General features: G+C 71.1%; 26 protein-coding genes and 1 tRNA gene. 19 read left to right on the forward strand and 8 right to left on the reverse strand.

All coding sequences use genetic code 11. The annotated features are described in order from the left end of the window. Position 1: 1 nt before the first annotated feature. The 3 genes from IEY70_RS01080 to rimP all read right to left on the reverse strand — a co-directional run bounded on the left by IEY70_RS01080 (position 2) and on the right by rimP (position 2,101). Positions 2-334 carry a YlxR family protein gene (locus IEY70_RS01080; RefSeq protein WP_189063117.1) on the reverse strand — a complete coding sequence of 111 codons (333 nt, stop codon included), beginning with the start codon at positions 332-334 and terminating at the stop codon, positions 2-4. Positions 335-337: 3 nt separating this feature from the next. Next, positions 338-1,522, reverse strand: a complete 1,185-nt coding sequence (gene nusA / locus IEY70_RS01085; RefSeq protein ID WP_189063118.1) for a transcription termination factor NusA — start codon at positions 1,520-1,522, stop codon at positions 338-340. Positions 1,523-1,639: 117 nt separating this feature from the next. Further along, positions 1,640-2,101: a ribosome maturation factor RimP gene (gene rimP, locus IEY70_RS01090; protein WP_189063119.1), complete on the reverse strand. Its 462-nt coding sequence runs from the start codon at positions 2,099-2,101 to the stop codon at positions 1,640-1,642. Between the two features lie 205 nt (positions 2,102-2,306). On the opposite strand from rimP, the gene IEY70_RS01095 reads away from it, so the two are divergent. Beyond that, a tRNA-Val gene (locus IEY70_RS01095) sits at positions 2,307-2,381 on the forward strand. Between the two features lie 170 nt (positions 2,382-2,551). On the opposite strand, the gene IEY70_RS01100 is transcribed toward IEY70_RS01095, so the two are convergent. Next, positions 2,552-3,289, reverse strand: a complete 738-nt coding sequence (locus tag IEY70_RS01100; protein ID WP_189063120.1) for a YkgJ family cysteine cluster protein — start codon at positions 3,287-3,289, stop codon at positions 2,552-2,554. 35 nt (positions 3,290-3,324) lie between these two features. Between IEY70_RS01100 and IEY70_RS01105 the strand changes: the two genes are divergently transcribed. From IEY70_RS01105 to IEY70_RS01130, 6 genes are all read left to right on the forward strand, one after another. After that, positions 3,325-4,344 (forward strand): HD-GYP domain-containing protein, encoded by a 1,020-nt coding sequence (locus IEY70_RS01105; protein WP_189063121.1) that lies wholly within the window; start codon positions 3,325-3,327, stop codon positions 4,342-4,344. A gap of 37 nt (positions 4,345-4,381) precedes the next feature. Next, positions 4,382-5,257 (forward strand): phosphotransferase family protein, encoded by an 876-nt coding sequence (locus tag IEY70_RS01110; RefSeq protein WP_189063122.1) that lies wholly within the window; start codon positions 4,382-4,384, stop codon positions 5,255-5,257. 84 nt (positions 5,258-5,341) lie between these two features. Beyond that, entirely contained in the window at positions 5,342-5,965 is a 624-nt protein-coding gene (gene upp / locus IEY70_RS01115) for a uracil phosphoribosyltransferase (RefSeq protein WP_189063123.1), read from the forward strand. A 246-nt stretch (positions 5,966-6,211) separates the two neighbouring features. Further along, positions 6,212-7,360: an MraY family glycosyltransferase gene (locus IEY70_RS01120; protein ID WP_189063124.1), complete on the forward strand. Its 1,149-nt coding sequence runs from the start codon at positions 6,212-6,214 to the stop codon at positions 7,358-7,360. Position 7,361: 1 nt separating this feature from the next. Then, entirely contained in the window at positions 7,362-8,543 is a 1,182-nt protein-coding gene (gene wecB / locus IEY70_RS01125) for a non-hydrolyzing UDP-N-acetylglucosamine 2-epimerase (RefSeq protein WP_189063125.1), read from the forward strand. Between the two features lie 82 nt (positions 8,544-8,625). After that, entirely contained in the window at positions 8,626-9,555 is a 930-nt protein-coding gene (locus tag IEY70_RS01130) for a diacylglycerol/lipid kinase family protein (RefSeq protein WP_308425496.1), read from the forward strand. 91 nt (positions 9,556-9,646) lie between these two features. Here IEY70_RS01130 and IEY70_RS01135 read toward each other — a convergent pair whose 3' ends face one another. Beyond that, positions 9,647-10,342 carry a hypothetical protein gene (locus IEY70_RS01135; protein WP_189063127.1) on the reverse strand — a complete coding sequence of 232 codons (696 nt, stop codon included), beginning with the start codon at positions 10,340-10,342 and terminating at the stop codon, positions 9,647-9,649. Between the two features lie 165 nt (positions 10,343-10,507). Here IEY70_RS01135 and IEY70_RS01140 point away from each other — a divergent pair, with 165 nt between their 5' ends. The 9 genes from IEY70_RS01140 to IEY70_RS01180 all read left to right on the forward strand — a co-directional run bounded on the left by IEY70_RS01140 (position 10,508) and on the right by IEY70_RS01180 (position 19,336). Continuing rightward, complete coding sequence (locus IEY70_RS01140) at positions 10,508-13,378, forward strand: hypothetical protein (RefSeq protein ID WP_189063128.1); 2,871 nt, start codon at positions 10,508-10,510, stop codon at positions 13,376-13,378. 69 nt (positions 13,379-13,447) lie between these two features. Beyond that, positions 13,448-13,846 (forward strand): DUF3208 domain-containing protein, encoded by a 399-nt coding sequence (locus IEY70_RS01145; protein WP_189063279.1) that lies wholly within the window; start codon positions 13,448-13,450, stop codon positions 13,844-13,846. A gap of 133 nt (positions 13,847-13,979) precedes the next feature. Further along, positions 13,980-14,186, forward strand: a complete 207-nt coding sequence (locus IEY70_RS01150) for a hypothetical protein (RefSeq protein WP_189063129.1) — start codon at positions 13,980-13,982, stop codon at positions 14,184-14,186. After that, positions 14,183-14,797: a type 1 glutamine amidotransferase family protein gene (locus IEY70_RS01155; RefSeq protein WP_229777533.1), complete on the forward strand. Its 615-nt coding sequence runs from the start codon at positions 14,183-14,185 to the stop codon at positions 14,795-14,797. Before IEY70_RS01150 ends, IEY70_RS01155 begins: the two co-directional genes overlap by 4 nt. 74 nt (positions 14,798-14,871) lie before the next feature. Next, entirely contained in the window at positions 14,872-16,920 is a 2,049-nt protein-coding gene (ligA, locus tag IEY70_RS01160; RefSeq protein WP_189063130.1) for an NAD-dependent DNA ligase LigA, read from the forward strand. Between the two features lie 104 nt (positions 16,921-17,024). Further along, complete coding sequence (locus tag IEY70_RS01165) at positions 17,025-17,378, forward strand: Asp23/Gls24 family envelope stress response protein (protein WP_189063131.1); 354 nt, start codon at positions 17,025-17,027, stop codon at positions 17,376-17,378. Next, positions 17,375-17,962, forward strand: coding sequence for a transcription antitermination factor NusB (nusB, locus tag IEY70_RS01170; RefSeq protein ID WP_189063132.1), 588 nt, complete (start codon positions 17,375-17,377; stop codon positions 17,960-17,962). Before IEY70_RS01165 ends, nusB begins: the two co-directional genes overlap by 4 nt. Then, positions 17,959-18,888: a bifunctional 5,10-methylenetetrahydrofolate dehydrogenase/5,10-methenyltetrahydrofolate cyclohydrolase gene (locus IEY70_RS01175; RefSeq protein ID WP_189063133.1), complete on the forward strand. Its 930-nt coding sequence runs from the start codon at positions 17,959-17,961 to the stop codon at positions 18,886-18,888. The genes nusB and IEY70_RS01175 overlap by 4 nt, the downstream gene beginning before the upstream one ends. Next, the gene (locus tag IEY70_RS01180; protein WP_189063134.1) at positions 18,872-19,336 is read left to right on the forward strand and encodes a divergent PAP2 family protein; all 465 of its coding nucleotides are present in this window, start codon (positions 18,872-18,874) and stop codon (positions 19,334-19,336) included. Before IEY70_RS01175 ends, IEY70_RS01180 begins: the two co-directional genes overlap by 17 nt. Before the next feature lie 209 nt (positions 19,337-19,545). Here IEY70_RS01180 and IEY70_RS01185 read toward each other — a convergent pair whose 3' ends face one another. Then, positions 19,546-19,929 (reverse strand): NADH-quinone oxidoreductase subunit 15, encoded by a 384-nt coding sequence (locus tag IEY70_RS01185; protein ID WP_189063135.1) that lies wholly within the window; start codon positions 19,927-19,929, stop codon positions 19,546-19,548. An 82-nt stretch (positions 19,930-20,011) separates the two neighbouring features. After that, entirely contained in the window at positions 20,012-21,829 is a 1,818-nt protein-coding gene (locus IEY70_RS01190; RefSeq protein ID WP_189063136.1) for an alpha-amylase family glycosyl hydrolase, read from the reverse strand. A 242-nt stretch (positions 21,830-22,071) separates the two neighbouring features. Between IEY70_RS01190 and ispG the strand changes: the two genes are divergently transcribed. From ispG to IEY70_RS01205, 3 genes are read left to right on the forward strand one after another with little or no spacing between them, the layout of a single operon-like run. After that, positions 22,072-23,295, forward strand: coding sequence for a flavodoxin-dependent (E)-4-hydroxy-3-methylbut-2-enyl-diphosphate synthase (ispG, locus tag IEY70_RS01195; protein ID WP_189063137.1), 1,224 nt, complete (start codon positions 22,072-22,074; stop codon positions 23,293-23,295). Then, positions 23,292-23,693 carry a DUF4259 domain-containing protein gene (locus tag IEY70_RS01200; RefSeq protein WP_189063138.1) on the forward strand — a complete coding sequence of 134 codons (402 nt, stop codon included), beginning with the start codon at positions 23,292-23,294 and terminating at the stop codon, positions 23,691-23,693. The genes ispG and IEY70_RS01200 overlap by 4 nt, the downstream gene beginning before the upstream one ends. A gap of 2 nt (positions 23,694-23,695) precedes the next feature. Continuing rightward, positions 23,696-24,145, forward strand: coding sequence for a hypothetical protein (locus tag IEY70_RS01205; RefSeq protein ID WP_189063139.1), 450 nt, complete (start codon positions 23,696-23,698; stop codon positions 24,143-24,145). Between the two features lie 3 nt (positions 24,146-24,148). On the opposite strand, the gene IEY70_RS01210 is transcribed toward IEY70_RS01205, so the two are convergent. Further along, positions 24,149-24,580, reverse strand: coding sequence for a GNAT family N-acetyltransferase (locus tag IEY70_RS01210; protein ID WP_229777534.1), 432 nt, complete (start codon positions 24,578-24,580; stop codon positions 24,149-24,151). Positions 24,581-24,608: the final 28 nt, after the last annotated feature.

Below are 24,608 nucleotides of genomic sequence, written 5' to 3' on the forward strand. Positions count from 1 at the left end.
CTCACCTCCGGTGAGACCCGTCACGGCCCTGGGTGGGCAGCGTGCGGGGATGATTCTGTTGAAGCGGTTGAGGCTGGGCTGTCAGGGCGGCCGCCACCTGCGGCGCCTGCGCGCCGAACGCGCGGCGTAACCTGCGGTCCTGCCAGCAGTCCGGCGAGTCGCTGCACACGTACGCGCCGCGCCCGGCCCGGTACCCCACGCTGAGGTTCCACACGCCGTCCACCCGTGTCAGGCGCGTCAACGCCGACTGGGGCCGCTTGCGGCGGCACGCCACGCAGGTCCGTTCCGGCGTGTGCCGGTCCGGTGCGGGGGTGGGAGCGGGGGAGACCGTCAACTCTTACTCCTGAACGTCGTCCGGGCTGGCGGTCGCGACCGACTTGCTGTCCTTGAACAGCGCGTCGAACGCGGACTGCGCGCTGCCGCTGTCGCGGCCTTCCTGCTCGTCGGCCAGCGCCTGCTGCATCGCGGCGTCCAGGTCGCTGATCGCGGCCGTCTCGCGCAGGTCGATCTTGAAGCCGGTCAGTTTGGCGGCCAGGCGCACGTTCTGCCCGCCCTTACCGATCGCCAGGGACAGCTGATCGGGCGTGACGGTCACGGTCGCCTCGCGGCGATCGGCCAGCACCTCGATCAGACCCACCTTGGCGGGGCTCAGGGCGTTACGGATGAAGTCGCGGGTGTTCGCGTCCCAGAGGATCACGTCCACACGCTCGCGGCCCAGTTCGCCCGTGACGGCCTGAATGCGGTTCCCGCGGTGCCCGATGCACGCGCCGATGGGGTCCACGTTGCTGTTATGCGAGAACACCGCGACCTTGGAGCGCTGACCGGCCTCGCGGCTGATCGCCTTGACCTCCACGATGCCGTTGGCGACCTCGGGAATCTCCTGCTTGAGCAGGTAGTCCAGCAGGCGCTCGTCGGCGCGGCTCGCCAGGATGGTCGGGCCCTTGGGCGTCTTGCGGACTTCCTTCAGGTAGATCTTCACGCGGTTGCCCGGCGTGAGTTTCTCGCCCGGAATCTGCTCGCGGGGCGGCAGGATCGCCTCGCCGGCGCCCAGTTCCACGAACCAGTTGCCCTTGTTGTCGCTGCGGACCACCTGCGCGGTCAGCACCTGACCCTCGCGGTCCTTGTACTCGTTGAACACCACGTTGCGTTCCGTTTCACGCATCTTCTGCGTCAGGGTCTGCTTGGCGGCCTGCAGGGCGATGCGGCTGAACTTCTCGCGGTCGACGGGGAATTCCATCTCCATGCCGACTTCCACGCCGGGATCGAGTTCCAGCGCGTCGGCCAGCGAGATCTGAAGGTGCTCGTCCTCGACTTTCTCCACGACCTCGCGCACCACGAGCACTTCCAGCTCGCCGCTCTGCGGGTCCAGGTGAACTTCGATGCGCTTGTCCGGCTCGACGTTACGGGTGTACGCCTGCGCGAGCGACTGCTCGAACGCCTCGATCAGCTGCATCTCGTTGATGTTGCGGGCCTGCGCCACTTCACGCAGGGCGTCGGCAAAGTTGAATTCTGGCTGGGTCATCTCACTCTTCCTTGTCAGGTTGTCGGGTCAGGTTGTCGGGTCAGGTTCTCGGATGGGAGTGCCTCAGAGACGGGGCGCGGCCGGACTGCCCGGCGGCACGGGTCCCGGGCAACGGCCTCAGCGGTGACGGTCCGGGAATTCCGCGAGGTTCGCCTGGAATTCACCGGCGCGCAGGGTCACGCGCTCACCGGCCACGTCGAACGAGATCATCTCGCCGTCCACCGCCGCGATCGGCGCCGTGAACGCCTGCCCCTCGCCACGCACGCGGGCTTTCAGGCCCAGCATCCGCTCGAAGTGCCGGGCGCGCGTCAGCGGCCGCTTGCTGCCGGGCGACTCGAACTCCAGGCGGTACTCACCGGCAATGGGGTCCACCCGGTCGAACTCGGTTTCCGCGGCGCGGCTGGCCTTCGTCAGGTCCTCCACGGTCACGGGCTGCTCGTCCAGACGGTCGATGCGGACCAGCACGATCGGCTGCCCACCCAGGTTCTGCACCTGCACTTCCAGCACCTCGAACCCCAGCGGGGTCAGTGCGGTCTGCGCGATCTGCATCAGTTGATTGTTACTTCCGTTGTTATTCATATTGTGTCGGCTGGGAAACAGCCTGAAAACCACCCCCTCCACGAAAAAAGGTGGGTTGCCACCCACCCCTCGTTCGAGGAATTACGTTCCCAGTATACCCGAACACCCGCCTTCCGCGCGCCCCCGCTCACAATGCGGCCCGCACCTGCGCGCCCGCCCCCCTTGCGCCGGCGCCCCCAGCCCCACTAAGATGTCAGGCCGCGACGGGCGGTTAGCTCAGCGGTAGAGCGCTCGCCTTACACGCGATTGGTCGGGGGTTCAAATCCCTCACCGCCCACCACGCACAGCGTCCCTGGATGAAAAGTCCGGGGACGCTGCTTTTGTCTGTGGTCAGGGAGTGCGCTCGGAAAGTGGGGAGTGGGCCGTGCGCTGTTGTGTGTGGCCGCCTGCCTGATAGCGGCCTTCGCCCCACGCGCACGCTGTTCCGCCCGCCCGCTCAGGGCCCCGCGCTCACTCCATTTCCAGCAGCATGCGGTGCGCCAGCCCGCGCCCGGAGGCGATCTGCCACGCGGCGCGCGGGTTGCCCTGCGTGACGGCCGCCATGAATTTCGGGTCGGCGCCCAGGGTGGTCAGCAGCCAGAAATCCCCCCAGACCTCCAGGCCCCATTCCTGGCGCATGGCGCGGGCCGCCGCGACCCACACCGGCTCGGACAGGTGCTCCAGCGGCGCGATGAAGTGCAGTTCGCCGTCCGTGCCGGGCGTGCGGGCGACCTCGCGGCGGTACTCGGCCTGCTCGCGGCGGGTCATGCGTTCCAGCGTGCCGCTCTCGCAGTACGTGGCGGGGAAGGCGCTGAAGGTGTCGCGGCAGCGGGTGGGGCGCGCCTCGTACTGACTGCACCCGCCGGTCTCGCGGTTCAGGATCGGGCAGTACCCGACCTCGTCACGGTGGCGCTGCACGTACTGCTCGTCGTTGCGGGCGGTGCGGGCGTTGGCGACGGCGGCGCGGGCGTGCGCCTCGACCGCGCGGGCCTGTTCGGGGGTCAGGGCGGCCGTCATGATCAGCGCCTCGGCCAGACTGACGCGGATGGGCATGTTGCAGCACGCGAAACAACCGGCGCCGCAGAACACCTGCCCGCCCTGCTGCGTGTACCGGCCGAGCCAGCGCGTGGCCTGCTGCGCGTACCGGGTGTACCCGTGCTGGACCGGGCCGGTCACGTTGGAATGGGGGGTGGGGGTAGCGTGCGTCATGGCGCGCAGCGTAGCGCGGGTATACTACGCGTAACGTGTTCCGACGCCCCCGCACCCCGCCACCGGCCACAGGCAGTCCTGACCCGCGCAAGACCGGGATCTCGGTGTCTGGTGAGCCGCTCGACCCGACCCGCGTGCTGGCCGACCTGCTCTCACGTCCCTCCCTGGAAGGCATCCTGGAGGGCGCGCTGTCGTACGCGGCGACCCTGCTGGGCGGGAACGCGCAGGGGTACGCGGTCGTGCGGCGCGGCCAGGACCGCGTGGCCGCCGTATTCGGCTACCCCAAGGACCTGATGGGCGCCGCCCTGAGCGGCCCGTGGTCCGGGATGCGGCCGCGCGTGCTGGCCGACGGGACCCGCGAACTGTACGAGCAGAACGGCCCGGAGGCGGCGGCGCTGCTCGACAGTTGCGGCATGCGCGACGTGACCCTGTCGCTGGTCGTGCCCCTGAGTGACCGGGGCCGGAACCTGGGCGCGCTGATCCTGGACCGCACGGGCAGCGAGGGCGTCACGCCCGGCACGCAGGAGGCCGTCACCAAGTGGGCGGCGGCCGTGGCCCCCCTGCTGGGCATCCTGGAGGGCCGCGAGGAATGGAAGGCGGCGGCGCGGCAACTGACGGGCGCGCTCGTCGAGGCGGTCGAGAGCCGCGAGTTCGACTCGCTGGGGCACGCGCAGTCCGTGGCGGACACCAGCCTGAAACTGGGCCGCCTGATCGGACTGGCCGACCGGGAACTGGAGGAACTGTGGTACGCCGCGACCCTGCACGACCTGGGCAAGATTCACGGCGAGGCCGGGCACGCCCTGGTCGGCGCGAACTTCCTGCACGGCGTGCCGCACCTCGCGGAGGCGCAGAAGGCCATCCGTCACCACCACGAACGCTGGGACGGTCAGGGCGAACCCGACAAGCTGGCCGGCGAGGACATCCCGCTGTACGCCCGCATCCTGGCCGTCGCGAACGCTTTCGTGCGCATGGGCGACGTGGAACGCCTGAAACCGCATGCCGGAAAGGCCCTGGACGCCCGACTGGTGGGCCTGCTGGAGAAACTGCCCCGGTGAGTGTCCAGGCCGCCGCTCAGGTCCTCAGGCGCCGCGCATGGACCACCCGCACCCGGAGCGTCCGTTGACGCCGAGCCGCGTGCCGCACGGTGACGGCCCCGCCCCGCGCTTCCCGGTCCTGGAGGCCCGTTTCGGGCCGCTGACCCCCATGGACGCCGGAATGCAGAGCCGCGTGTACGTCACGCCGGACGACGTGATTGTGAAGGTGTACCGCAACCACCAGGGTGACCACTGCACCGAGGCCGACAACCTGCGCCGCGCCGGACTGGGCGACTGGGTGATCGACGCACTCGAAGCCGACGGGGTCGAGGCGCTGGTCATGAAACGCTTCCCCGGCCACCCGCTGCGCCCCGCCGACGTGACGCGCGCCGTACCCGCCCTGCGGGAAGTGCTGAGGGAACTGCACCGCGAGCAGCGCGGCCGGGTGGATCTGCGCCGCGTGCGCGAACGCCTGCAACGCTTCCGCAGCGCCCTGGCCGCCTACCCCCTTGAGGACCTGTTCGACGCGGTCGAGATTCCGCTGGAACGCGGCCTGCTGGACCAGCCGGCGTCGTTCTGCCACCTGGACCTGTGGCAGGACAACATCCTGATCACCGACCCGCCCGCCCCCGAACGGCTGCTCGTGATCGACTGGACCAAGAGTGCCTGGGACGACCCGCTGCGCGACCTGGCCCTCCTGAAGACCGGTACGCTGGACCTGCTGCCCCCGGATCAGAGCCTGCGCCTGGCGCTGGAATTCCTGCCGGACCACGCGGGGGCCACCCTGACCCGTTACCGCGCGTACCTGGCCATGACGGCCCTGCACGACCTGTACTGGCTGCTGATGAACGAACCGTACGAGTTCGAGGGCCAGCGCGCCGAGAAGGTCCCGCGCGCCCGGCACGCCCTGGCCCGCCTGCCCGCCCTGCCCTGACGGCCCTGTCCTGATGGCCCTACTCTGACGGCTCTCCGGCCCGCCTGTGCCCGCAGGCCGCCCGGAGCCGGTATCGTGGGCGGCATGGTTACTGTCGTTACCCACCCACTGGTTCAACACAAACTCTCGGTCATGCGTGACGTCCAGACCGGCGTGAAGGAATTCCGGGAACTGGCTGGCGAACTCAGCCTGCTGCTCGCCTACGAGGCCATGCGCGACCTGGAAACCGTGCAGGAGACCGTGCAGACGCCCATCACGCAGGCCCAGTTCCCCATGCTGAGCGGCAAGAAACTGGCGCTGGTCGCCATTCTGCGCGCCGGGCTGATCATGACCGACGCGATCGTGCAGCTCGTCCCGGCCGCCAAGGTCGGGCACATCGGCCTGTACCGCGACCCGCAGACACTGCAACCCGTCGCGTACTACAACAAGCTGCCCACCGACATCGCCGAGCGCCGCGTGTTCCTGACCGACCCCATGCTCGCCACGGGCGGCAGCGCCGTGGCCGCCATCGAACGCCTGAAAGAGGCCGGGGCGACCAGCATCAAACTGATGTGCATCCTGGCCGCGCCCGAGGGCATCGCCGTGATCGAACGCGAGCACCCGGACGTGGAGATCGTCGTGGCCGCCGTGGACACGCACCTGAACGACCACGGGTACATCGTGCCGGGCCTGGGTGACGCGGGCGACCGCATCTACGGCACCAAGTAACCGCCGTGCCGGGGGAGGCTGGCCGCACCTCATCCCAAAGGAGGTTGAGTGGCCCGCCCGTCCCCGTCAGGCTGACCCTGTCCGCCCATCCCCGCAGGCCACCAGACCCGCTCTCGGCAGACCCGCTATGGGCAGACCCGTTATGGGCACTTCAGGTCGCGTTCAGCGGCTGCGTTCCACCTTCTTTCCTCCTCCGGGGCGACCCATCCGGTCCGTGCCCGGCCGTGACTTACAATCGGGGCCTTTATGGATTCATTGCAGGCGTTTGCTTCTCAATTCGGTATTGCCAACCCGGCCGGGCGCGGCTTTCTCAGCGTGCTGGTCACGTTCTTCACCGCGTGGCTGTTCACCTGGGCGTTCATTCCGCGCCTGCGGGAGTTCGCCATCCGGGTCGGCTGGGCCGATCAGCCCAACGAACGCCGCCTGAACAAGGAGCCGCTCCCGAACGCCGGGGGGCTGGCCATCTACGGCGGGTTCCTGGTGAGCATCATCGTGGCGTGGGCGCTGCGGCCCATCGCGGTGGACATCGTGAACATCCAGGTGCTGGCGATCCTGCTGGGCGCGTCCATGCTGGTCCTGGTGGGGTTCATCGACGATCAGTACGGCCTGACGCCGCTGTCGCGCCTGCTGGTGCAGACCCTGGCGGCCGTGCTGCTGCTGGTCAACGACCTGCGCATCGACTTCAACGCCATTCCGTTCCTGCCGGTCTTGCCCGAACCGCTCAGCACGGTCCTGGGGACCCTGATGACCATCGTGTGGGTGCTGGCCCTCACGAACGCCGTGAATCTGCTCGACGGCGTGGACGGCGTGGTGGGCGGCGTGGCGTTCGTGGCGAGCTTCGTGCTGCTGGCCACCGCTGCGCAGTTCACGGACCGCGCCGCCGCCGTGATCCTGCTCGCCGGACTGTCCGGCGCGGCCCTGGGATACCTGCGGCACAACTTCAACCCCAGCCGGATCATCATGGGAGACGCCGGCAGCACCCTGTTCGGGTTCACGCTGGCCGCCGTGAGCCTGCTCGGCACCCTGAAATTCAGCGCCGGGGCCAGTCTGCTCGTGCCGCTGATCGTGCTGGCCCTGCCGCTGCTGGACACCACGCAGGTCGTGATCGGCCGGCTGGCGCGCGGGATTCGCAACCCGCTGGGCCACCCGGACAAGACCCACATTCACCACCGGGTGCTGGCCCGCACGGACAGCGCCCGCCGCACCGCCGTGATCCTGTGGCTGGTCGCGCTGGCCTGCGGGGCGCTGGGCATGAGCCTGCAGGGCCTGCCGCCCACCGCGACCGGCGGGACGATCCTGGCCGCCCTGGCCTGCCTGATGTTCGTGGCGTACCGCCGCGTGCGTGCCGACCACCGCGAGCAGGCCGACCGCTCCACGTCCAAGGAAGGTAACTGACATGACCCGTTCTACCGACACCGCCCCCACCGACACCGCCCCGGCAGGCCGCGAATTCACGGTCGTCCTGGCGTTCGGCACCCGCCCCGAGGCGACCAAGATGGCCCCGGTGTACCGCGCGCTGGAAGCCACGCCCGGCATGCGGCCCCTGATCCTCTCGACCGGACAGCAACGGCAGATGCTGGACGCCGCCCTGAGCGTGTTCTCGCTCACCCCGGACCGCGACCTGAACGTCATGACCGACCGGCAGACCCTGGCGGACCTGACCGCCCGGATCGTCCCGCAGGCCGGACGGACCCTGCGCGAGATGGGCGCCGACATGGTCCTCGTGCACGGCGACACCAGCACCAGCTTCTGCGTGGCCCTCAGCGCCTTCTACGAGGGCATCCCGGTCGGGCACGTCGAGGCCGGACTGCGCAGCGGTAACCTGCGCGAACCCTTCCCCGAGGAAGCCAACCGCCGCCTGACCGGCGTGCTGAGCACCCTGGACTTCGCGCCCACGAACGGCAGCCGCGACAACCTGCGCCGCGAGGGCAAGAGCGACCACGGCATCTTCGTGACCGGCCAGACCGCCGTGGACGCCGTGCGCGAGGTCGCCGGGCGCGTTCCGCTGCGCCCGGAGTGGCAGGCGCGCGTGGACGCCGCTCAGCCGCTGGTGACCGTCACCATGCACCGCCGCGAGAACCAGCCCATGATGCGCGAGATGGCCCAGGCGCTCGCCCGCGTGGCACAGGCGCACCCGGACCATCACTTCATCTACCCCGTGCACCTGTCGCCCGCCGTGCAGGAAGCCGTGCGGCCCGCGCTGGAAGGCGTGCCGAACTTCGAACTGACCGAACCGCTCGACTACAGCGACATGGCCCCCCTGATGGCCGCCTCGCGCCTGCTCGCCACCGACAGCGGCGGCCTGCAGGAGGAAGGCGCCGCGCTGGGCGTGCCGGTCGCCGTGCTGCGCAACGTCACGGAACGCCCCGAGGGTGTCGAGGCCGGCGTGCTGAAACTCGCCGGGAACGACCCCGCGCAACTCGAAACCGTCCTGAAGGGCCTGCTGGGCAACGACACCGAACTGCAGGGCATGCGCGAGGCCCGCAACCCCTACGGTGACGGACAGGCCGCCGGACGGATCGCGCAGGCCATCGCGTGGCACTTCGGCCTGACCGAACGCCCCGCCGACTGGCAGTAACGCCGCCCCCCAGGCAGGCACCGGGTTTCGCCACGGTGCCTGTTTCCGTCCTTTGTGGCGGATGCTCTATTCTGGGCGTCCTGTGACCCCCGATGGCCCGACCGTTCCCGTTCCGCACCTCGCGGTGGTTCTCAACCCAAACGCCGGAGGCGGACTGGCCCTGCGGTCCTGGCCGCGCCTGCAACGGGAACTCACCGCCCGCGGCCTCAGCCACGAACTGATCCGCGAGGACAGCGGCGACGCCGCCCTGACCCGCCTGCGCGCCCTGCCGCCCGGCACGGCCGTCATGGCCGTCGGCGGGGACGGCACGGTGGGCGCGCTGCTGCCCGCCCTGGTCGGAACGCAGCGCCCTCTGGCCATCGTGCCGCTGGGCACCGGGAACGACTTCGCGGGCCTGCTGGGCCTGCGGCCCGGCGCGTTCGCCGAGGCGCTCGACCGCCTGCACTACCAGCCGCGCGCCGTGGACGCCCTGCGCGTCACCGTCGTGCAGGGCGACGAGGCCGGACAGTCATTCGTCCTGCTCAACGGCCTGGGCATGGGCTTCGACTCGGACGTCACCGCCAACATGACCCGCGCCCCACGCCACCTGCGGGGCTTCGCCCGTTACGCCTGGTCGGCCGTCGCCACCATCCGCGAACTGAACCTCACGCGCGTCACCATCACCGCCGACGATCAGATCCTCTACGCGGGACCCAGCGGCATCGTGGCCATCATGAACGGCACCCGCTACGGCGGCGGATTCCGCATCAGCCCCGAAAGCGACGTGCGCGACGGACAGGTCAACGTCATCGCGGGCGGCCACATGAACCGCCGGCAACTCACCCGCCTGATGCTCAGCGTGCTGCGCGGCACGCACCTCCGCGACCCGCGCGTCACCACCCGCGCCGCCCGCACCGTCCACGTCCACTGGAACGCCCCGGTCCGAATACACCTCGACGGCGACCTGCACGGCCACGTGACCGAACTACACGTCGAAACCCTGCCCGGCGCCGTGCACCTCCTGAACGCCTGAAAAAGGGAGATGGTGAATGGGTGATGGGTGACAGAGTGCCGCGCTGGCCTCCATCACCCATCACCTGTCAACTTTCAACCCGCTCCGGGCGTTACTTCAGTTTGGCGAGGGTCGCCTTTGCGGCTTCGAGGTCGCGTTTCTCCCAGAAGGTGTTCGCGGGGATGCTGACGGCCTTCTGGAGTTGCGTGGCGGCCTCGGCCTTGCGGCCCTGGAGAATCAGGGCGTTGGCGTACTCGATGCGGTGGATGGCCACGTCGGGCTCGAGGCTGATGGCTTTCTCGAAGTTCGGGACGATCTGGTTCTTGTCGGCGCTGGTGATCCGCACGACAACGGAGCCCTTGGAGACGAGGTTGGCGTTCCACAGGCCCAGCGCGACGTACGCGCCGGTCAGTTTCGGGTCGAGCTTGATGGCCATGTCGAGGTTCTTCTTCATGTCGCCGGCCAGACCGAGGCTCTGGAGGATGCCGCTGAACTGCGCGAGGCGGCCCTGGGCGCGGGCCATCTCGAAGTACGCCTCGGCGTTGTTCTTGTCCTTGGCGATGGCCTGCTTGGCGTAGCCCTGGGCTTTCTCGAACAGCGCTTTTTTCTGGTTGTCGGGAACCAGCGCGGCGCCGGCGGTGGTGGCCTCGGCGGCCAGGGCGAAGCCGGCGCTGGAGTTCAGGGCGGCGGCGGCGGTGGCGGCTTCCTGCCATTTGCCCTGGTCGAAGAGGCTGGTGGCGGCCTGCACGGACTGTGCGGACGCGGTGACGGCAAGGGCGAGGGCGGCAGTGACGATGATTGAACGCATGATCTTCCTCCGGTGAGGTGCTGCTGTGATTTGAGTTGAACGCTGTGGCGGAGTATACACATCCGCCGGGCTGGAATGCTGACGAGACCGTCAGGAACGGCAAGCCTGTCTTTTCATGGACCGGGTACATCCGGGGGTGGCGGATGCGCTACGCTGCGTGGTGACGTGGACTGGAAGGCTGTACTCGCTGACCTGCGCGCCCACCTTCCCCCCGGCGGGGGTGGGCAGGCGCGCGGCAGCCTGCGCTGGCTCGAAGGGCAGATGCGGGCCAGTGGCGCCAGTCCCAGCAGCGTGCGGAACATCATCTACCGGGACATCGGCACGCCGGCCGACCGCGCGGCGCTGCGGGCAATCCTGACCGGACTGGCCCGCGAGACCGGCCGCCCCCTGCCGGACTCGCCGGACCCGGCCGCGCCGCCCCCCGTGCCGGACGAACTGGACCTGCTGGGCCGCAGCAAGAAACGCGCGTACCGTCAGTTCCTGGCGGGCGTGCGTGCAGGCCGCGCCCCGAAACTGATCGTGTGCGGCCGGGCCGGGGCGGGGAAGACGGTGCTGCTGTCGCACGTGGCGCGCACGCTGGCCGCGCAGGGCGTGCCGGTGCGGCAACTGTTCCTGTCGGGCGAGGCGGCGGGCGCACTTCAGGCGCCCGTGCCGGCTGGGTCGTCGTTCGCGGCGCTGGCGCAGGCGCAACTGGACGCGGCGCGGCAGGCGTTGCCCGCCACCGGGACGCTGCTGGTGCGTGTCACGCATGACCTGACGCTGCATGGCGGGCCGCCCCGCCTGCCCGGCGGTCAGCCGGTGGACCCCGCCACCTGGGCCGTGAAGACCCTGCTGGAACGTGCCCCGGCCGGCGTGTCGGTCCTGCTGGCCGTCGAGGGGGACGCCCCGGACGCGCCGTGCGAGGTGATCGAGTTGCGGCCCCCCACGACCGCCGAGGCCCGCGAGTACCTGATGACCCGCCTGGGCGTCCCGCGCGCCGAGGCCGAGCGGCTGGTGCGCGAGACGGGCCGTCACCTGGACCGCCTGACGCTGCTGGCCAGCCTCAGCGGGGACAGCGTGAGCCCGGCCGACCTGCTGGGCGACCCGGATTCGCGCCGCGTGACCGAGGCGACCGCCGCGCTGAGTGCCGCCGGGTGGCCCGGCCGACCTGCCTGGCCGGACGCGCTGCTGGGCGACCTGCTGGGCGGGCCGCCCGCCGCGCTGCCGCCGCACGCGCGGGCGCTGCTGCGCGGCTCGGCCGAGGCGGGCTGGCAACCGGCGCCGGTCCTGAGTGCTGCGTGGCCCGCCGTGGCCCGCGCCGCCCAGGCGCCGTTCCTGCGGGCGCTGGCCGACGCGCCCGCCGCGACCGGCCTGCACCGGTTGGCGGCGCTGGCGGCCCTGAACGACTGGACGGCGCTGGCCGCGCACGTGACCGCGCACCCGGACGACATCCGGCACCTGCCGCCGCTGTGGGCCGCACTGCGGGCCGCGCCGACGGGTCCGGACCGGGAGACGCTGGCCCGCGCGGTCGTCACGCACCACGCCGGGCGCGGCGAGTACAACGAACCCCGCGCCCGCGACGCCCTGTTCACCCTGATGGAATCCCCGCGTGATCCCGTGCGCGCCTGGGCGCGCGTGAAGCTCGCCGAGAGCAGCCTGGAGAGCGGGAACATGGACGCCGCCCGCACCCAGCTGGACCACCCGGACGTGACCGGCATGACCGCGCACACGGCAGGGCTGGACCCCTGGACGGTCGCCGCGCAGGCCGACGCGCTGCTGGTGCAGGCCGCGCTGGCCCGCTGGCAGGGCGACCTGGAAACCGCGACCCGCGCCGCCAGCGACCCCCGCGCCGCTCACGGAGGCCCGCGCGCGCTGCTGTGGCGCGGCCTGATCGCCAAGGACGCCGGACGCTGGCCCGAGGCGCTGGCGGCCCTGCGGGCCGTGCCGGACTCCAGTCCGCTGCTGTCGGCCCGCGCCCGCTACCAGCAGGGCGACCTGCACCTGCGCCTGGGCCAGCCGGCCGCCGCGCTGGACGCCCTGCTGGACGCCGCGCAGCGCATGGAGGCCGCCGGGGGCAGCGCCGAGGAGGTCGCGCGCATCCTGGCCCGCACCGCCACCGCGCAGCGCCGACTGGGCCGCGCCGACGACGCCTGGACGCACCTGCAGGGCGCGCTGGCCCTCGTCCCGGCCGACGAGCGCCGCCACGTGGACGGCGTGCCCCGCGCCCGCCTGCTCTCGGAGGGCGTGCCGATCCTGCTGGCCCTGGGCCGCCACGACGACGCCCTGGCCCAGGCGGTGCGGGCGCTGGACCTGCTGCGCCGCAGCGACGCCCGCCCCGCCGAGGTCCGTTACCGCGAGCGCCGCACCCGCTACCGCGTGGCCCTGGCGTACCTGTCGCGCGGGCTGGGCCGCCCGTACCTGCAACCCCTGCGCGGCCCGGAGCGGGACCATCCGGACCTCGCGCAGGCCCGGTTGATCCTCGACGATCTGCTGAACCCGGCGCACCCGCGGTCCGGCGCGGCGCCGCGCGGCGACCGGGAATCCATCCTGCATTTCGACATGCTGCTCAGCCGCGCGCTGGCCGAACCGGACCGCGCGGCCGCCCTGCACCTGACCGGGCAGGCGCTGGACATGGCCGCCCACGCCTACGAGGAAGCGCAGGCGCGCGCCATGCACGCCGAGGTGCAACTGCGCGGCGACGCGCCGGGCGGCGCGGCCCTGGCGGACCTGAACCGCGCGCACGCCCTGCTGCGCCGCGTGCACTCGGGCCTGGGGGGCACGCACGCCCCGGACCCCGGCCTGCACGCGCAACTGCTGGCCCTGGAGGCCCGCGCCAGCATCCTGGAGGGCGCGCCCACCCTGCGCTGGCTGACCGAGGAACTGCGCGCCACGGCCCTCGCGGCCTTCCGGGGCGGCGTGTGGCGCGAGGCCGCCCAGGCGCTGGAGGCGACGCACCCGGACCCGGCCGCCGTGCTGCGCGACCTGGGTGTGCCGTTCCAGGCGGGGTTGACGCGCGTCTCGGACGCCCTGCGCCTGCATCACGCCGACCCGGCCTGAACGCCGCTGCCGGGGGTCTGCGCGGGGTGGCCCTGACTGACCGTGCAGCGGGCGAGGTCAGAAGTGAGTATGCTGTGCGGCGTGAGTACCAGTGAACCGCAGGCCGGGGGCCGCGCTGCTGTCCGCCTGTTGCAGGGGTATGTGTGGCATCCGCAGGGCGCCGACATCGAGCTTGAACATTACCTGCCGCACGAGCTGGACCTGACCTCCGGCACCGCCGACGACCAGGAGGCCGCGCACGTCCTGTGGGACGGCGTGACCCCGCCGTTCGCGTTCTTCGAGAACGGCGAACCGACCGCCTCGCAGGCGTTCTACCAGTTCACGGTGCTGCGCGTGTACGGCGAGCGGCCCAGCAACGACGCCCTGCACGACGACGCTGCTGCAGCCAGTCAACTGCTGGGGCCGCTGCTGGACGGCACGCCCGATGGTTTTGGCTGGCAACTGTGGGAGGACCTGCGCGACCTATGATACGGATTCCGTTTGTTTCGCTGACAGATCGGAACACCACCGATCTGCCAACTCCACGTCCGGAACCCGCCCTGCTCCTACTCGCGTCCGCTCGGATTGAATGGCCTTTGCAGTCCATTCAATCGGAGTCCGTATGACGCCCCCCCTGGACTGGTTCGACCTGCGGGTGGAGGGTGACCCGCACCCGCGCCGCTTCGATTCGGCCGCGTCGGCGCGGGCGTACCTGCTGCGCGTGGAACGCCTGAGCGAGGAGGCGGCCGACGAGCTGCTGATCGCGGGCGAGGTGCACCCGCCGCTGTCGCGCCGCTCGCTGGAACTGCGGCCCCTGCGGAGCGAATGACCTCCGCCACGGCCGCACCGGCGACTGCCGGGCAGGAGGCCTCCGGGCAGGCTGCGGGCGGGCCGGTCGTGGCGATTCCCGTGTACGCCGGGGTCAGCGAACTGGAACTGGGCGTCATGATGACCGTCTGCCGCCTGTGCGGCGGCGAGGGCGCGGCCCTGACCGTGAACCGCTCGCGGGCCAGTATCGTCACGGCGGGCGGGCTGGTCAGCACGCCGCACGTGCTGTACGCGGCGCTGCCGGAACCGGCGGGCCTGCTGCTGCCCGGCGGTCCCGGCGCGGCGCGTGCCAGCCGGGACCCGCTGCTGCGCGCGTTCCTGGCGGGGCACGCGGCCCTGCCGACCGGCGCTTCGGGCAGCGGGGCGCTGCTGTGCGGCGAGGCGGGCACCCTGACCGGGCGCGTGGTGGGCGGCCCCGCCGACCTGGAGGACACCCTGTGGGGCTTCGGCGTGGCGGGCGTGCAGGCCGGGCAGGTCGTGACCGACGGGCCGCTGATGACCACCCCGGCGGGGCTGCCCGCCCTGCAGGCGGCGCTGCACGTGGCGGCGCACGTGTGGGGCGAGGCGGCTGCCGCGCAGGCCGCCGAGCAGATCGGTTACCGGCCACTCTGACCCCGGCCCGCTGTAACGATCCCGGCCCGCGTTCGTGTGTGGGGCGAACCGGGGGCGGGTGATACGCTGAGGGCATGGATCAGGCTGCGTTTGACCGTTACCTTGCGCTGCGGGCCGAGGTCGCCCGCCACAACCGCGCGTACCACGAGCAGGACGCCCCGGAGATCCCGGACAGCGAGTACGACGCGCTGGCCCGCGACCTGCGCGCCCTGGAAACCGCGAACCCCGACTGGGCCGCCCGCGCCGCCGAGGCCGACGGCAACGACCTGAGCCCCGCGCAGGCGGTGGGCGGCGCGCCCGCCGGGGCCTTCGTGCCGGTCAACCACCCCACGCCCATGACCAGCCTCGACAACGCCTTCAGCGACGAGGAACTGGACGACTGGCGCGAGAAACTGGCCCGCGCCCTGAACCTCCCGGCCGACCACGACGACTTCACCTTCACGGGCGAACTGAAGATCGACGGCCTGAGCGTCAACCTGTACTACCTGAACGGCGAACTCCAGTGGGCCGCCACGCGCGGCAACGGCGTGACCGGCGAGATCGTGACCGCGCAGGTCGCCACCGTGCCCGGCATTCCCACCAGCCTGCCCGGCCTGAGCGGCGAACTGGAGGTGCGCGGCGAGGTGTACATGAGCCGCGCGGACTTCGCGGCGTTCAACGAGCAGGCCGAGGAACTCGGCACGCCCCTGCTGAAAAACCCCCGCAACGGCGCGGCGGGCGCGCTGCGGCAGAAGGACCCGGAAGTGACCCGCACCCGCAACCTCCGCGCGATCTTCTACTCGCTGGGCCGGCGCGACGGCGTGCCCGCCACCACCCAGGGCGAGGTGCTCGCGTGGCTGGCCGCGCAGGGCTTCCCGGTCAGCGCGTACAGCGAGACGCTGCGCGGCCTGAGCGCCGCCGCCGACTACCACGCCCGCATGACCGCCCGGCGCCAGACCTTCGAGTTCGACGCGGACGGCACCGTCCTGAAACTGGACCCGCTGCGCCTGCAGGAGGAGGCGGGCTTCACCAGCCGCGCGCCGAGGTGGGCGATCGCGTACAAGTTCCCGGTCGAGGAGGTCGAGACGACCCTGGAAGCCATCACCGTGAACGTGGGCCGCACCGGGAAACTCGCGCCGCTCGCGCACCTCGCGCCGCGCCTGATCGAGGGCAGCACCGTCAGCCGCGCCACGCTGCACAACGAGGACTTCATCCGTGACCTCGGACTGTACATCGGGGATACGGTCGTGGTCCGCAAGTCCGGCGGCGTGATCCCGCAGATCATGCGCGTCCTGCACGACAGACGCCCCGACGGCGCCCAGCCGTTCGAGTTCCCCACCCACTGCCCCGAGTGCGGCCACGAGGTCACCCGCGCCGACGGCGACGCGAACACCTACTGCCCGAACCCCGCCTGCCCCGCCCAGGCCTTCGAGCGCATCCGGTACTTCGTGTCGCGCGGCGCGATGGACGTGCGCGGCATCGGCGAGAAACTCGTCGCGCAACTCATCGAATCCGGACTGGTCCGGGACGTCTCTGACCTGTACGCCCTGAACGCTGAACAGCTGGCCGGACTGGAACGCGGCGGCGACAAGAAAGCGCAGAACATCCTCGCGCAACTCGACGCCAGCCGCACGAAACCGCTGTGGCGACTGGTGAACGCGCTCGGCATGAACCACGTGGGCGAACGCAACGCGCAGGCACTCGCCCGCGCCTTCGGCACGCTGGACGCCCTGCTGGCCGCCACGCCCGAACAGATCGAGGCTGTGCCCGGCCTGGGCGGCGTGATCGCCCAGAGCGTCACGGCGGCCCTGGCCGACCCCAGCATGCGCGGCGTCCTGGAGCGGCTGCGCGCCCACGGCGTCACCCCCGCCGAGGAGGTCACCCGGCGCGGCGAGCAGCTGGCGGGGCTCAACTTCGTGATCACCGGCACCCTGACCCGCCCGCGCGACGCCATCAAGGCGCAGCTGGAAGCCGCCGGGGGCCGCGTGACCGGCAGCGTCACCGGCAAGACCAGCTTCCTGATCGCCGGGGAAGAGGCGGGCAGCAAACTGACCCGCGCGCAGGAACTCGGCGTGAGCGTCCTGACCGAGGCCGAACTGGCCGACCTGCTGCTCGAACGGGGCGTCACGGACTCCGCCAGCTGAACGCATGCCCGAAATGGCCGGAAGGGCCGCCGTTGCGTATAAACTGGCAGGTATTGGCGCGGGCCGGGCAACAGCGGCGGCCCGCGCGTGGAGGCAACACCAGCATGGCAACCAACACCGAAATCGAAATCAGCAAGAGTGTCCTGACCGACATCGCCGCCACCACCCTCGAAGGCATCGAGGGTGCCGAGATCGCCGCCGCGACCCTGAAGGTCGGCGAGGTGCTGCGCAACCAGAACCCCGGCCGCAAGGCCCGCGCGCTGCGCGTCACCCGCGAAGGCAACGACGTGACGGTCGAAGTCGGCCTGAACGTCGAATTCGGCCGGAACCTGCTGGCGCTCAGCGAGAAGGCCCAGCAGGCTGTCCGTGAGAACATCGAACTGATGACCGGCCTGAAGGTCCGCGCCGTGAACGTCACCGTGCAGAACGTCTGCCTGCCCAAAGGCAGCGCCGCATGACCCGCCGCCGCGAGAAGGCCGCCGCGCCCGTCGGCACCCGCCGCGCCGCCCGCGAATTCGCGTTCCGGGTGCTGTTCGAGGCGGACCGGGGCGACCTGCCCATGCAGAGCGTCTTCAACCGCGCCGAGAGCGCCATGCGCGCCGGTGACGACACCTTCCCGGTCCTCAGCGAGGAGGCGCTGGTGTTCGCGCAGCAACTCGTGAGCGGCATCAGCGCCGCCCGCCCGGATATCGACGCGACCCTGCGCCGCACCATCCGCGGCTGGAGCTTCGACCAGATGGCGCAGACGGACCTGAACATCCTGCGACTGGCGACCTTCGAGATGACCGGCACGACCGAACCGCACCCGCCCATCATCGAGAGCGCCGTGCGTATCGCCCGCAAGTTCGGCGGTGACGACTCCGGCCGTTTCGTGAACGGCGTGCTGGCCGGCCTGAGCCGCGCGCTGCCCCGCCCGGAAACCCCGGCCGCGCCCGCCCCGCAGCGCGAGGTGTTCGAACAACCCGCAGACACCACGGCCCCCGCGTCCGACGCCTCTGCCACCCACCCCGCCGCGCCCCGCACGCCCGGCGAACCCGAGTGACCACGGACCGGGCCGCCGCCCGGACAGACGCCGCCCGGACCCTGGGCGGCCCACCCGCCGCCGCCGCGCTGCTGGACGCCGCGACCCGGCTGGCCGCCACGCTGCCCGTCACGCCGTCCATCGCGTTCATCCGCGTCGGAGACGACCCGGCCAGTGAAAGTTACGTGCGCGGCAAGGCGAAGAAAGCCGCCGAACTGGGCCTGCACAGCGCCGTGTACGCCCTGCCGGACGACACCACCCAGGCGGACCTGCACGCCCTGATCGGCACCCTGAACGCCGACCACGGCGTGCACGGCGTGCTGCTGCAACTGCCGCTGCCCGCCCACCTGAACGCCGACGCGGCCCTGGCCTGCATCGACCCGCGCAAGGACGTGGACGGCCTGCACCCGGTCAGCGCCGGGCTGCTGTGGCAGGGGCAGCCGGGCCTGCGCCCCTGCACGCCCGCCGGGGTGATGGCCCTGCTGGACCACTACCGCATTCCGGTCGCCGGGCAGCACGCCGTGATCGTGGGCCGCAGCGCCCTGGTCGGGCGGCCCCTGGCGGGCCTGCTGCTGAACGCCGACGCGACCGTCACCGTCGCCCACCGCGCCACGCCGGACCTGGGCGACGTGACCCGCCGCGCCGACCTGCTGATCGTCGCGGCCGGACAGGCGCACCTGATCACACCCGACATGGTGCGCCCCGGCGCGACCGTCATCGACGTGGGCATCAACCGCGTGCCCACTGACACTGGCAAGGCCCGCCTGACCGGCGACGTGCACCCGGACGTGGCCGCCGTGGCCGGGGCGCTGACACCCGTGCCGGGCGGGGTCGGTCCCATGACGGTCGCGCAACTGATGATGAACACCGTCCAGGCTGCCCAGAACCAGACAGTGCATGGGCACGCCGACCAGTCGAACGGAGCGAGCGGTGAACTCCTTCGCTGACCTGATCGGCAACCGCTGGCTGTGGGTCGCGGTCCTCAGCAGCACGGGCGCGCAGGTCATGAAGGTCCTGCTGATCCTGCTGATCGAACGCCGCTGGCGGCCCGCCGCGTTCATGGAGACCGGCGGCATGCCCAGCAGTCACAGCGCCATGGTCGCCGCCCTGACCACCGGCGTCGGCATCACCGAGGGAGTCGGCAGTCCGCTGTTCGCCGCGAGCGCCGTGTTCGCCCTGATCGTCATGTACGACGCGACCGGCGTGCGCCACAGCAGCGGCCAGCAGGCCCGGCTGCTGAACGACCTCGTCGAGGAACTGCGCGCCGTCGTCCGCGAGGGCTTCGCGCCGCTGCCCCTGCGCGTCCTGATGGGCCACACGTACCTCGAAGTGCTCGTCGGCACCCTGATCGGCATTGCCGCCGGGTTCATCGCCTTCGGAGGCCAGAGCGCCTGAGCGCCGCCGGGAACAGGAGAGGGACGGGCCTCCCGCGTGGCCCGTCCCTTTTTCTGTCCCTGATACGGATTCCGTTTATTTCGTTGACAACCCGGAACATCACCGGGTTGCCAACTCCACGTCCGGAGGGGCGTTTCTCTCCTTCTCGCATCCGCTCGGATTGAATGGCCTTTGCAGTCCATTCAATCCGAGTCCGTATGAGGTGATGGTTACACGGCGTTGCTGCGCAGGGCGCCGTCCAGCAGTGCGTCCAGCCGCTCGCGCGTGAAGGGACGTTTGCCTTCCAGGAGCGTGCCGCCGCTCCCGGCGTGCAGGTGCCAGTGCTTGCTACCGCCCATAAGGCGCAGCGACACGCCTTTCAGGTCCACGTGGCGGGGGCTGACGGCCGCGATCAGCAGCGGCTGCCCGCCCACGCCCACGCTGGCACTCATGACGGTGGTGGGCAGGTCGTAGGGGCGTTCCATGCGGTAGATGTAGTCCGGGAAGTCCGCGACCTTCTCGAACGTCAGGCCGCGGGCCGCCGCGCTGCCTTCCAGCCAGCCCAGAAGCGTGACCCACTGCGTGTACAGCGCCGAATCATCTGCATGTGACATGTGACACGAGCATACCCCACGCCGCCCGCGTCCGTCAGCCTGCCTGCCGTCAGCACACGCACCGTCAGCCCGCCCACCCCTGTCAGCCGAGCAGGACGCGGCCCCCGCAGGCATCCAGCGTGACGTGCCCGCCGCGCAGCACCTCGCCCGTCACGGCGTCCCGCCACTCGCCGCCGGGCAGGGACAGCGTGACCTCGTGCGCCGTGGGGCGGCGGCTGGTGATCACGGCGGCCCGCTCGGTGCGTCCGTCCTCGTGCGTGTACTCGCGCAGGAACGCCACGGCGTCCTCCTCGGCATGCAGGAAGCGCAGGCCGCCGCGCTGCAACGCCCGCGACTCCCGGCGCACGGCGATCAGGGCCTTCATGTGGGCGCGCAGGTCCGTGTCCCACTGCGACTCGTCCCACGGCATGGACTCGCGGCACCAGGGCATCGCGCCGTCACGGGACTGGGTCACGCCGACCTCGCTGCCGTAGTACGTGCAGGGCACGCCCACGTAGCCCATCAGCAGCGTCACGCCCGCCAGGAAGCGCGTGCGGTCGTTGCCCAGGCGGTACAGGGCGCGCGGAATGTCGTGCGATTCCAGCACGTTGAACATGCTCAGCGCCACCTGGGGGGGCAGCGCGTGGTACGCGTCCCAGAGGATCTCCACGAGTTCCTCGCCGTCCAGGCGGCTGGGCTCGAAGGTCATGTTCGCGCGGGCCAGCCACTGCATGACCGGCAGGCCGAACCCGTGGTAGTTCATGCTGCCGTCCTCGCCCTGCCCGTCCAGCGCGTGCTCCGGGTCGTAGAAGCGCTCGCCGAACACGTACGCGTCCGGGCGTTCCTCCCGCGCCGCCCGCTTGAGGGTGCGGTGCAGCGGCAGGTTGTCCTCGTCGGTGCCGCCCGCGCCGATCATGTGCGCCACGTCCAGCCGCCACCCGGCCGCGCCGCGCCGCAGCCAGTGCCGCACGACGCTCTCCTCGCCGCTGAAGAACTCGTGGACCGCCGCGCCGTTGCGGTAGTCGATCTTCGGGAGGGTCGGCACGTCGAAGAACGCGTGGTACGGCAGTTTGCCCGGCTCGTCCCGCCACGTGAACATGGCGCGTTCCGGGGCGTCCTCGGCCAGCGCCGCTCGGAACAGGGCGTTCTCGTTCCCGACGTGGTTGAACACGCCGTCCAGCACGATCCGCACGCCCGCCTGCGCGGAGGCGCGCACCAGTTCGTCCCAGGCCTCGTCACCGCCCAGGTGCGGGTCCACGTGGCGGTAATCGGTGATGTCGTAGCGGTGGTTGCTGGGCGACACGAAGATCGGCGTGAGCCACAGCCCCGTCACGCCCAGGTCCGTCAGGTACGGCAGCGCCTGCGTGATTCCGTTCAGGTCGCCGCCGTAGTGCCCGTGAATGTCTCCCCACGCGTCGATGGGCGTGCCCCACGGCACCTGCTCGACCTGCCGCTCGCCGTACACGTACTCGCCGGTCTGCACGCTGTTGCCGGGATCGCCGTTCCGGAACCGGTCCGGGAAGATCTGGTAGAACACGCTCTGCCACGCCCACTCGGGCGACGTGTGCCCCGGCAGGTACGAGAACCACGACCGGAACCCCCGGCGCGTGCGGTGCAGGCCCAGCGCCGTCAGGTGCAGGTGATCGTTCAGGAATTCCAGCTGCCACGCGTAGCGCACGCGGCTCCCATGCAGGGGCAGGTCCGCCTCGAACCAGCGGCCCGGCCCGTCACCGAGCGGCGTGACTTCACGCGCCGGAACGGACTCGATCTCACCGACCCGCACGAACTTCAGGTGCACGGCCGTGACGCTCAGGGTCGTGCGGACCCGCACGCGCACGGACCCGCCCTGCGGCGCGCCCAGCACCTCGGTGTAGGCGGGCGTGTGGTCATGTTGGGTGGACAGCAGCGGAAACACGGTCATGAATGGAACCTCCGAAAGGGGGGGGCAGGCAGCAGACGCCCGCCGGGCACGGTCTCAGCGCACCCTGCGGTCAGCAGTGCGGCCAAGGTCGTGCCCGGCGGGCAAGCGTTGCCTGTGAACTTTGCGTTGCAGTCTGAAGCCCGCGCCCCACCCCGGTCAAGTGGGAGCGGGGGCGGACTGTCGCAGGCGGGCGTAACGCTGCTTCCTGACCATCCCGCATGGCGGCGCGTACACTGGGCGGCATGAAGCGTCGCCAGACCGTCAGCGTCAACGTGGGAGGGGTCATGGTGGGCAGCGCCCACCCGGTCGTCGTGCAGTCCATGACGAACACCGACACCGCCAACGCCGAAGCCACCGCCATCCAGATCGCGCAGCTCGTCCGGGCAGGCAGCGAGATCGTGCGCGTCACCGTCAACACCCGCGAGGCCGCCGCCGCCATACCCGACATCGTCGCCCGCCTCAAGGAAGTCGGGATCGAGGTGCCCATCGTCGGGGACTTCCACTACAACGGCCACATCCTGCTGCGCGAATTCCCCGAAACCGCCCGCCTGCTGGCCAAGTACCGCATCAACCCCGGCAACGTCGGCGCCGGACAGCACCACGACGCGAACTTCGCCACCATGATCGAGGTCGCCAAAGAATTCGATAAACCCGTCCGCATCGGCGTGAACTGGGGCAGCCTCGACCAGCAGGTCCTCGCCCGCCTGATGGACGAGAACACCGCCAACGGCTCACCCAAGACCGGCACGGACGTCATGATCGACGCGATGGTCGTCTCCGCGCTGGAAAGCGCCCGTTACGCCGAGGAACTCGGCCTCGCACACGACAGGATCCTCATCAGCGTGAAGGTCAGCAGCGCCCCGGAACTGTGGCAGGTGTACCGCCAGCTGGCCCCGCTGTGCGACTACCCCCTGCACCTCGGCCTGACCGAGGCCGGCATGGGCATGAAAGGCATCGTCGCCAGCAGCGCCGCCCTCGCCCCTCTGCTGATTGACGGCATCGGGGACACCATCCGCGTCAGCCTCACCCCGGAACCCGGCGCGAGCCGCAAACTGGAAGTCGAGGTCGCCCAGCAGATCCTCCAGAGCCTCGGCATCCGCCAGTTCCTCCCACAGGTCACCTCCTGCCCCGGCTGCGGCCGCACCACCAGCACCTTCTTCCAGGAACTCGCGCAGAAGATCCAGGACTACATCCGCGACACCATGCCCGACTGGAAAGCGAAATACCCCGGCGTGGAGGACATGCAGGTCGCCGTGATGGGCTGCATCGTGAACGGCCCCGGCGAGAGTAAACACGCCAACATCGGCATCAGCCTGCCCGGCACCGGCGAGGACCCCCGCGCGCCCGTCTACCAGGACGGCAAACTCCTGACCACCCTGCGCGGCCCCCGCATCGCCGAGGACTTCCAGGAACTGATGGAGAAATACGTCGAGCAGCGCTACGGCCGCACCGAGGCCCCCGCATGAGCGCCTGGGGAGTCGGCCCCTTCCAGAACGAGGCGGCGGCCGAGTACGCCGCCGAGATCGTGCAGGACGGCGCGTACGCCCTGGCGGAAGCCTTCGACGTGGCGCTGGACCCCGACAACGACTACCTGGAAGCCGAGGAAGGCCACCGCGCCGTCGCCGCCGCCGAGACGCTGGCCGCCGTCCTGACGGGCGACACGGCTGCCCTGACCGACGCCGCCCTGCGCGCCTGGGTGCAGAACGCGGACGCCGCCGAACTGGCCCACATGCAGGGCCACGCCCTCGAAGCCCTGGAACGCGTCCTCGGCCCAGGCAGCGAACTCCCGGACCTCTGGGAAGACAGCGAGGACGCCGACGCGTGGCGCGAGGACATCCAGCGCCTCCGCGCCGCGCTGAGCTGAACGTGGAACCGGGCGTGCTGCCCTGGCTGCGGGACGACCTGACCCGCGCGGACGCGCACGCCCCCGCGCGCCTGACCGCCGACCTGCACCGCTGCGCCCGCGAACTCGGCTGGGCACTCATCGGCGGACTACACGACGACTCCCTGACGGGCGTGCGGGATCAGACCCTCCGACCTGCGGCGGGCGGGGCAGCGGTGAAGCTGCACGCGCACACCGACTGGCCACTGCTGGCGTTCACGGACGCCACGCATCCGGGTCCGACCTTCGCGCCGTACCTCAACCCGCCCGGCCTGACCGCGTGGTGGCAGGCGCGCGGCTGGGTCGTGCCGGACGCCGCGTGGCTGAACGGCACACCGGACCGCGCCGACCTGGACCGCCTGCCACCCGGCGCAGCGAAGGGCGCACGGCACCTGGGCTGGACGCGCGGTGACCTGCTGTTCCGGTACTGGTGAGGGTCAGTCCGGCAGTGAGCCGTCCTGCCGCGCGTAGTTGCGGGTGAACATCAGGTTGCCCCGCCGCATGCCCAGCGCCTCGTAGTACGGGACGAGGTGATCCTCGCAGCCGAGGTCCACGGCGTACAGGTGTCGCAGTTCGTCCTGCATGCGGGTCATCAGGGCGCGGCCCACGCCCCGGCCCTGCCACTCGGGCAGGACTTCCAGCAGCGGAATGTACGCGGTCAGCACGCCGTCGCTGACCGCCTGCACGAAGCCGATCACCTGCCCGTCATGCACGGCCAGCACGACCCGGTACGACCCGCGCAGCAGGCGCAGGAACGTGTCGGGCGCCGGCGGGTTGGGCCAGTCCACGAAGAAACCCTGCACCTGCCCCGGCGTGATGCCGTCCAGGGCGGTGTGCAGGGTGTAAGCGGCTGTGGGTTCAGGAGTCACCCGCGCATTTTCTCAGGCGCGGGCCGCG

It is taken from the genome of Deinococcus seoulensis, from assembly GCF_014648115.1.
Classification (GTDB): domain Bacteria; phylum Deinococcota; class Deinococci; order Deinococcales; family Deinococcaceae; genus Deinococcus; species Deinococcus seoulensis.